At 61.5% G+C, this 7,343-nt stretch carries 8 protein-coding genes; 5 read left to right on the top strand and 3 right to left on the bottom strand.

All coding sequences use genetic code 11. From position 1 onward, the window contains the following. Window positions 1-37 precede the first annotated feature (37 nt). Together HU811_RS09785 and HU811_RS09790 are read right to left on the bottom strand one after the other, a co-directional pair. A complete protein-coding gene (locus tag HU811_RS09785; protein WP_092399827.1) occupies window positions 38-1,186 on the bottom strand; it encodes an NAD(P)/FAD-dependent oxidoreductase in 1,149 nt (382 codons plus the stop codon). 35 nt (window positions 1,187-1,221) lie between these two features. Then, window positions 1,222-1,386, bottom strand: a complete 165-nt coding sequence (locus tag HU811_RS09790) for a rubredoxin (RefSeq protein ID WP_186655532.1) — start codon at window positions 1,384-1,386, stop codon at window positions 1,222-1,224. Between the two features lie 197 nt (window positions 1,387-1,583). Between HU811_RS09790 and HU811_RS09795 the strand changes: the two genes are divergently transcribed. Both HU811_RS09795 and ubiA read left to right on the top strand, forming a co-directional pair. After that, window positions 1,584-2,147, top strand: a complete 564-nt coding sequence (locus HU811_RS09795) for a chorismate--pyruvate lyase family protein (protein WP_186655534.1) — start codon at window positions 1,584-1,586, stop codon at window positions 2,145-2,147. Beyond that, complete coding sequence (ubiA, locus tag HU811_RS09800) at window positions 2,147-3,037, top strand: 4-hydroxybenzoate octaprenyltransferase (RefSeq protein ID WP_092399452.1); 891 nt, start codon at window positions 2,147-2,149, stop codon at window positions 3,035-3,037. The genes HU811_RS09795 and ubiA overlap by 1 nt, the downstream gene beginning before the upstream one ends. Window positions 3,038-3,194: 157 nt before the next feature. Here ubiA and HU811_RS09805 read toward each other — a convergent pair whose 3' ends face one another. Then, complete coding sequence (locus tag HU811_RS09805; protein WP_186655536.1) at window positions 3,195-3,584, bottom strand: COG4315 family predicted lipoprotein; 390 nt, start codon at window positions 3,582-3,584, stop codon at window positions 3,195-3,197. Between the two features lie 152 nt (window positions 3,585-3,736). Here HU811_RS09805 and phoB point away from each other — a divergent pair, with 152 nt between their 5' ends. From phoB to HU811_RS09820, 3 genes are all read left to right on the top strand, one after another. Beyond that, on the top strand, window positions 3,737-4,426 hold the full coding sequence (phoB, locus tag HU811_RS09810; protein WP_003177195.1) for a phosphate regulon transcriptional regulator PhoB: 690 nt from the start codon (window positions 3,737-3,739) through the stop codon (window positions 4,424-4,426). Window positions 4,427-4,507: 81 nt separating this feature from the next. Continuing rightward, on the top strand, window positions 4,508-5,791 hold the full coding sequence (phoR, locus tag HU811_RS09815) for a phosphate regulon sensor histidine kinase PhoR (RefSeq protein WP_263642004.1): 1,284 nt from the start codon (window positions 4,508-4,510) through the stop codon (window positions 5,789-5,791). Window positions 5,792-5,914: 123 nt separating this feature from the next. Continuing rightward, a complete protein-coding gene (locus HU811_RS09820; RefSeq protein WP_092457701.1) occupies window positions 5,915-7,255 on the top strand; it encodes a hemolysin family protein in 1,341 nt (446 codons plus the stop codon). Window positions 7,256-7,343 lie beyond the last annotated feature (88 nt).

A 7,343-nucleotide genomic window follows, 5' to 3' on the forward strand; every position in this document is an offset into this window, starting at 1 on the left:
GCCGAAAGCAGGGTATTTGCGACAGAAGGACTGGCGTTTACGCCAGCAGCGCTGGAAGCTCTTTGTTCAGCGCCAGTTTTTCCATCACCGCCGCGCCTGTCAGGGCATAGCCCAGCAGATTGCCGTGGGCGTCGCGGCACAGGGCCTTGATGTCGCTGCCCTGCCCTTCGACACTCCACACGCCTTCGCTGCCCCGTGGCGGTGGCGAAACCACCAGTGGGCACACTGGGGTTTTCACGGTAATCGGCATGGCACCGTAGCGTACGGCGGTCGGGTTGCCGGCCAGAGTTTGGGCCAGGGCACGGGCGCAGCTCATCAGCGGCATGACGTACAGCAGGTTCAGGCCGTCGACTTCGGCGCAGTCGCCCAGGGCGTAGATGTTGGCGTGGGAGGTTTTCAGGTGGCGGTCGACCACCACGCCGCGATTGACCACCAGGCCGGCAGCGGCGGCCAGGTCGATGCGGGGGCGCAGGCCGATGGCCGAGACCACCAAGTCGCAGGCGATCACCTGGCCGTCGGACAGATGCGCCTCCAGCCCGTCGGCCACCCGTTGCAGGCGATTGAGCACCGGCCCCAGGTGGAAACGCGCGCCGAGGCTTTCCAGCCCGGCCTGTACCGCAGCGGCGGCGGCAGGGTGCAGCAGGGTCGGCATGACTTGCTCGCACGGCGCGACCAGCTCCACTTCGTAACCGCCCAGGATCAGGTCGTTGGCGAATTCGCAGCCGATCAGCCCGGCACCGAGCAAGAGCACCCGGCGCTTGCCGGCGGCCGCTGCGCGAAAGCGTGCGTAGTCTTCCAGATCGTTAATGGGGAAGATCAGGTCCGAGGCATCACCCTGCACCGGCACGCGCACGGTTTCTGCGCCCCAGGCCAGGATCAGGTCGCGGTAGTTCACCGTTTCTTCGCCGATCCACAAGCGTTTGTGGCCCGGATCGATGCCGCTGATGCGGGTGTGGGTGCGCACTTCGGCGTTCAGTTGCTCGGCCATGGCGCCCGGCTCGGCCATGCTCAGGCCGTCGGCGTCTTTGTTTTTACCAAATCCTGTGGAGAGCATCGGCTTGGAGTAGGAGCGGCCGTCATCGGCGCTGATCAGCAGCAGCGGGGTTTCGCTGTCGAGTTTGCGAAACTCCCGGGCCAGGTTGTAACCGGCAAGGCCCGTACCGACGATGACGACAGGTGCACTCATGTTGCTCTCCATGTAGCTCTCCATGCAGGAAACGATCAGATGGCGATCATTTCGAAATCCGCTTTACCCACGCCGCAGTCCGGGCAGAGCCAGTCTTCGGGTACGTCTTGCCAGGCAGTGCCGGGCGCGATGCCATCATCCGGCCAACCAAGGGCTTCATCGTAGATCAGGCCGCAGACAATACATTGCCACTTTTTCATTCAGGTACTTCCTCAGGTGTCGGCATTTGCCGGTATGGTTGGGTCGATGTAAAGCTGCCCCTTCCGGCTCAGGGCGTTTTGTACTGATCGGTCGCGATAGATGCAAGCATGATCGACGCTAAGACCGCCCCGCTGAATCAAATTCGCCACCCGACATGGTAAGCTCGCGGCCTCATTTGCTGCCATTCAAGACCTCTGTGCCGCATACAAATTCGATATTTCCTACACTCCAATGGTTGCCCCAGCCCCTGCTGTCGCCTCGCCCTGACGCCTGTGTGCTCGACTGGCTGTTCGACGAAGGGTCCCTGACCCGGCGCCTGACGCGGCTGTCGGATGAGCGTTTCAGCGTGACGCCGCTGTTCGAAGGTTGGCAGCCCTTGCGTGCCGACGAATGTGCCGCGCTGGATCTGGCCGAGGGCAGCGAAGGCTGGGTACGCGAGGTGTATCTGCGCGGCCATGGCGAGGCCTGGGTGTTTGCCCGCAGTGTGGCGGCGCGCAGCGCCTTGCTGGGCGACGGTTTGCAGATGGACGAACTGGGCAGTCGTTCCCTGGGCGAGTTGCTGTTTTGCGACCAGGCGTTCCAGCGCCGGGCCATCGAGGTTTGCCATTACCCCGAGCAATGGTTGCCGGCTGAGGTGCGCGCCCGTGAATTGTGGGGCCGCCGTTCGCGTTTTGATCGCGGAACGTTGAGTGTGCTGGTGGCGGAAATTTTTCTGCCGCGCCTGTGGACCGTCGCCCGCGCCTATTCGGAGAACTGCTGATGTACGTGCAACTGCTCAAATCCTTGAACCGCCTGAACCCGCGGGCGTGGGACTTCGTGCAACTGACGCGCCTGGACAAGCCCATCGGCATTTATCTGCTGTTATGGCCGACGTTATGGGCCTTGTGGATTGCCGGCGAAGGTTCGCCGTCCCTGGCCAACATCGTGATTTTCGTGCTTGGCGTGATACTGACCCGCGCCGGTGGTTGTGTGATCAACGACTGGGCCGACCGCAAGGTGGACGGCCACGTCAAACGCACCGAACAGCGCCCGCTGGTGAGCGGCAAGATCAGTTCGAAAGAGGCGCTGGTGTTCTTCGCGGTGCTGATGAGCGTGAGCTTCCTGCTGGTGCTGTGCACCAATGCACCGACCATTTTGCTGTCCCTCGGCGGGCTGGCGCTGGCGTTCAGTTATCCGTTCATGAAGCGCTACACCTACTATCCGCAAGTGGTGCTAGGGGCCGCGTTTTCCTGGGGCATGCCGATGGCGTTCACCGCCGAAACCGGTCATTTGCCGGCGGCGGCCTGGCTGCTGTACATCGCCAACCTGTTGTGGACGGTGGGCTACGACACTTATTACGCGATGACTGACCGGGACGATGACCTGAGGATCGGCGTCAAGTCCACGGCCATTCTGTTTGGCGATGCCGACCGGGTGATCATCCTGACGCTGCAGGGCCTGGCCCTGGGTTGCCTGCTGCTGGCCGGATCAAAATTCCAGCTGGGCAGCTGGTTCCACCTGGGGCTGGTGGCCGCTGCCGGGTGTTTTGCCTGGGAGTTCTGGTACACCCGCAGCAAAGACCGGATGCGCTGCTTCAAGGCGTTTTTGCACAACCATTGGGCCGGGTTGGCGATTTTCGTGGGGATTGTGCTGGATTACGCGCTGCGGTGAGACCGCTGACCCAGCGCTGAACCCACGGTCATGAACCTCTCTGTGGCGAGGGAGCTTGCTCCCGCTCGGTCGCGCAGCAGCCGCAAATGCCTGGGGCCGCTGCGCCGCCCAGTGGGAGCAAGCTCCCCTACCCTAAAAGCAGTTTGGCGCTGGTCAGTCACTTCTTGGGCTTGGCGACCTTCCAGGCACCTTCCATCAGGCCGTCACCAGTCATTTCGCCAGCTTTGGTGTCCCTCACAAAGGTGTACAGCGGCTTGCCATCGTAGGCCCACTGCGACGAACCGTCGTCACGGGTGATCACCGTCCAGTGGCCTGTCGGCATGGCAGCGCTTTCAGCCATGAGCGGGGGCCAGTTCTCGGCACATTTGGCATTGCACGCCGACTTGCCGTCTTTGTCTTTCTCAAAGGTGTACAACGTCATGCCCTTGTGATCGGTCAGCACACCATCAGTGACCATCGCCGGCTCGCCAGCCGCATACGCCAGCGCCGGCAGCACCAAGGCAACCGCCAGGCCCAGGGCCTTGATGGATTGGGTAAGGTAAGTCATGGAAACCCTCTTTTGCAGTTGTCAGGATTCGGACTCAAAAGCTTAGTCCAGGATCCTCTACACTGCCGGGTGCCGAAACAAGTGTCACACGACTGCAATAATTCCGTTATCTAATGCGGCGCAAGACAGTTAAATGACAAGAGGATTACCCCATGGTTGGCAGGAGCATTCTGATCGTCGACGACGAAGCGCCCATCCGCGAGATGATCGCCGTTGCGTTGGAGATGGCCGGCTATGACTGCATGGAAGCAGAAAACTCTCAGCAGGCCCACGCCATCATCGTCGACCGCAAGCCCGACCTGATTCTGCTGGACTGGATGCTTCCCGGTACGTCTGGCATTGAACTGGCGCGACGCCTCAAGCGCGATGAGCTGACCGGTGATATCCCGATCATCATGCTCACTGCCAAGGGCGAAGAAGACAACAAGATCCAGGGCCTGGAAGTCGGCGCCGACGACTACATCACCAAGCCGTTTTCCCCACGGGAGCTGGTGGCACGCCTGAAGGCCGTGCTGCGACGCGCCGGTCCGACCGATGGCGAGGCACCGATTGAAGTCGGTGGCCTGCTGCTGGACCCCATCAGCCACCGCGTGACCATCGATGGCAAACCCGCCGAGATGGGCCCGACCGAATACCGCCTGCTGCAATTTTTCATGACCCACCAGGAGCGTGCCTACACGCGCGGCCAACTGCTGGACCAGGTCTGGGGCGGTAATGTTTATGTCGAGGAGCGCACCGTGGACGTGCACATTCGTCGCCTGCGCAAAGCCCTCGGCGATGCCTATGAGAATCTGGTACAAACGGTGCGCGGCACCGGTTATCGTTTTTCGACCAAGGCCTGACCCGAGCCCTTACCGCCCGACAAGCTGACAAGGACGCGCGTTCAATTGAATCAAAACTGGCATGGCACCCTGATTCGCCACATGTTGTTGCTAGTGACCGGCTGTCTGGTCGTGGGCCTGATTACGGGCTTCTACGGCTGGAGTCTGGCTGCGGGCCTGGCGCTGTACCTGGGCTGGACGCTCAAGCAATTGCTGCGCATGCATGAGTGGCTGCGCCTGCACAAACCCGACGAGGCTCCGCCCGACGGCTATGGCCTGTGGGGTGAGGTATTCGACAGCATCTATCACCTGCAGCGGCGCGACCAGCGCGTGCGTGGCCGCCTGCAAGCGGTGATCGACCGGGTCCAGGAGTCCACTGCGGCGCTCAAGGACGCGGTGATCATGCTCGACAGCGATGGCAACCTGGAATGGTGGAATCGCGCCGCCGAAACCCTGCTGGGCCTCAAGACCCCCCAGGACAGCGGCCAGCCAGTGACCAACCTGGTGCGCCATCCTCGCTTCAAGGAATACTTCGAACAGGAAAACTACGCCGAGCCGTTGGAGATTCCTTCGCCCACCAATGACCGGGTGCGCATTCAGCTATACCTCACGCGCTACGGCAACAACGAGCACTTGATGCTGGTGCGTGACGTAACGCGCATCCATCAGTTGGAACAGATGCGCAAAGACTTCGTTGCCAACGTCTCCCATGAGTTGCGTACGCCGTTGACAGTGATCTGCGGGTATCTGGAAACCCTGCTGGACAATGTCGAGGAAGTGAACCCACGCTGGAGCCGGGCCTTGCAGCAGATGCACCAGCAAAGCGGGCGTATGCAGACCCTGCTCAATGACCTGCTGCTGGCCAAACTTGAAGCCACCGATTACCCCTCGGACAACCAGCCGGTGCCTGTCGATGACTTGCTGCAAATCATTGTGGAGGATGCCCAGGAACTCTCCGGGCCCAAGCAGCAGACCATCACCCTTGAAGCCGACCCGAACGTGCAGCTCAAGGGCAGCGAGGCCGAATTGCGCAGTGCCTTCTCCAACCTGGTGTTCAATGCCGTCAAGTACACGCCGGAGCAAGGCCGCATTCGCGTTCGCTGGTGGGCCGACGGCCAAGGCGCACACCTGAGCGTGCAGGATTCGGGCATCGGCATCGACAGCAAACACCTGCCGCGCTTGACCGAACGTTTCTACCGCGTCGATTCCAGCCGCAACTCCAATACCGGCGGCACCGGGCTGGGCCTGGCGATCGTCAAGCACGTTTTGTTGCGGCATCGCGGGCGCATGGAAATCAGCAGCGTGCCTGGCCATGGCAGTACGTTTACCTGCCATTTTGCCCCGGCACAGACGGTTCGCTCGCGCCTCACCAGCGCCGCCGATTGATACCGGCCAGCACTCGCCACTAGGCAACGGCCCAGTCAGCCGCTACATTGGCTGACTTGTGCCTGCCTTTTCAGGCACTCATTTCTAATCCTTTCGAATATACGGAACCCGCAAAACTCCATCATGGACCCTTCCCCTGGCTTGTCCCTGGCAACACTCTTCGCCGAATTCGGCATGATTCTTTTTGCTCTGATCCTGGTTCTGCTCAACGGCTTTTTCGTTGCGGCCGAATTTGCCATGGTCAAACTGCGCTCGACCCGGGTCGAGGCCATCGCCGAGAAAAACGGCTGGCGCGGGCACATCCTGCGTACCGTTCACAGCCAACTCGACGCTTACCTGTCGGCCTGCCAATTGGGCATCACCCTGGCTTCCCTGGGCCTGGGTTGGGTCGGTGAGCCGGCGTTCGCCCACGTTCTGGAGCCGCTGCTAGGCGCGGTCGGCGTTGAGTCGCCGGAAGTGATCAAGGGCGTATCGTTCTTCACCGCGTTCTTCATCATTTCGTACCTGCACATCGTGGTCGGTGAGCTGGCGCCCAAATCCTGGGCGATCCGCAAGCCCGAGCTGCTGTCGCTGTGGACCGCCGTGCCGCTGTACCTGTTCTACTGGGCCATGTACCCGGCGATCTACCTGCTCAACGCCAGCGCCAACGCCATCCTGCGTATCGCCGGCCAAGGCGAACCCGGCCCGCATCACGAGCATCATTACAGCCGTGAAGAACTGAAACTGATCCTGCACTCCAGCCGTGGCCAGGACCCAAGCGACCAAGGCATGCGCGTGCTGGCCTCGGCGGTGGAAATGGGCGAGCTGGAAGTGGTGGACTGGGCCAACTCCCGGGAAGACCTGGTGACGCTGGAGTTCAATGCGCCGCTCAAGGAGATCCTGGCGATGTTCCGTCGCCACAAGTTCAGCCGCTATCCGGTGTATGACAGCGAGAGCCAGGAGTTCGTCGGCCTGCTGCACATCAAGGATCTACTGCTGGAACTGGCCGCCCTGGATCACATTCCCGAGTCGTTCAACCTGGCCGAACTCACCCGCCCGCTGGAGCGCGTGTCGCGGCACATGCCGCTGTCGCAGCTGCTGGAGCAGTTTCGCAAGGGTGGCTCGCACTTCGCCCTGGTTGAAGAAGCCGACGGCAACATCATCGGTTACCTGACCATGGAAGACGTGCTGGAAGTGCTGGTGGGCGATATTCAGGACGAACACCGCAAAGCGGAGCGCGGCATCCTGGCCTATCAGCCGGGCAAGCTGCTGGTGCGCGGCGACACGCCACTGTTCAAGGTTGAGCGCCTGCTGGGCATCGACCTTGACCACATCGAGGCCGAGACCCTCGCCGGGCTGGTCTATGAAACCCTCAAGCGCGTGCCGGAAGAGGAAGAAGTGCTGGAAGTCGAAGGCCTGCGGATCATCATCAAGAAGATGAAAGGGCCGAAGATTATTCTGGCGAAGGTGTTGATGCTCGATTGAGCCTTAATTGGCTCACAAGATCGCATCTTTCGGCAGCTCCTACAGGGTTATGTGTACGCCTGTAGGCGCTGCCGAAGGCTGCGATCTT

Source organism: Pseudomonas tehranensis (assembly GCF_014268615.1).
Lineage (GTDB): Bacteria > Pseudomonadota > Gammaproteobacteria > Pseudomonadales > Pseudomonadaceae > Aquipseudomonas > Aquipseudomonas tehranensis.

Excerpts from the sequence above, each read along its gene's own strand:
- HU811_RS09790 (WP_186655532.1), bottom strand. The coding sequence starts at position 1,386 with ATGAAAAAGTGGCAATGTATTGTCTGCGGCCTGATCTACGATGAAGCC.
- phoB (WP_003177195.1), top strand. The coding sequence starts at position 3,737 with ATGGTTGGCAGGAGCATTCTGATCGTCGACGACGAAGCGCCCATCCGC.
- HU811_RS09805 (WP_186655536.1), bottom strand. The coding sequence starts at position 3,584 with ATGACTTACCTTACCCAATCCATCAAGGCCCTGGGCCTGGCGGTTGCC.
- HU811_RS09785 (WP_092399827.1), bottom strand. The coding sequence starts at position 1,186 with ATGAGTGCACCTGTCGTCATCGTCGGTACGGGCCTTGCCGGTTACAAC.
- HU811_RS09820 (WP_092457701.1), top strand. The coding sequence starts at position 5,915 with ATGGACCCTTCCCCTGGCTTGTCCCTGGCAACACTCTTCGCCGAATTC.
- phoR (WP_263642004.1), top strand. The coding sequence starts at position 4,508 with ATGTTGTTGCTAGTGACCGGCTGTCTGGTCGTGGGCCTGATTACGGGC.
- ubiA (WP_092399452.1), top strand. The coding sequence starts at position 2,147 with ATGTACGTGCAACTGCTCAAATCCTTGAACCGCCTGAACCCGCGGGCG.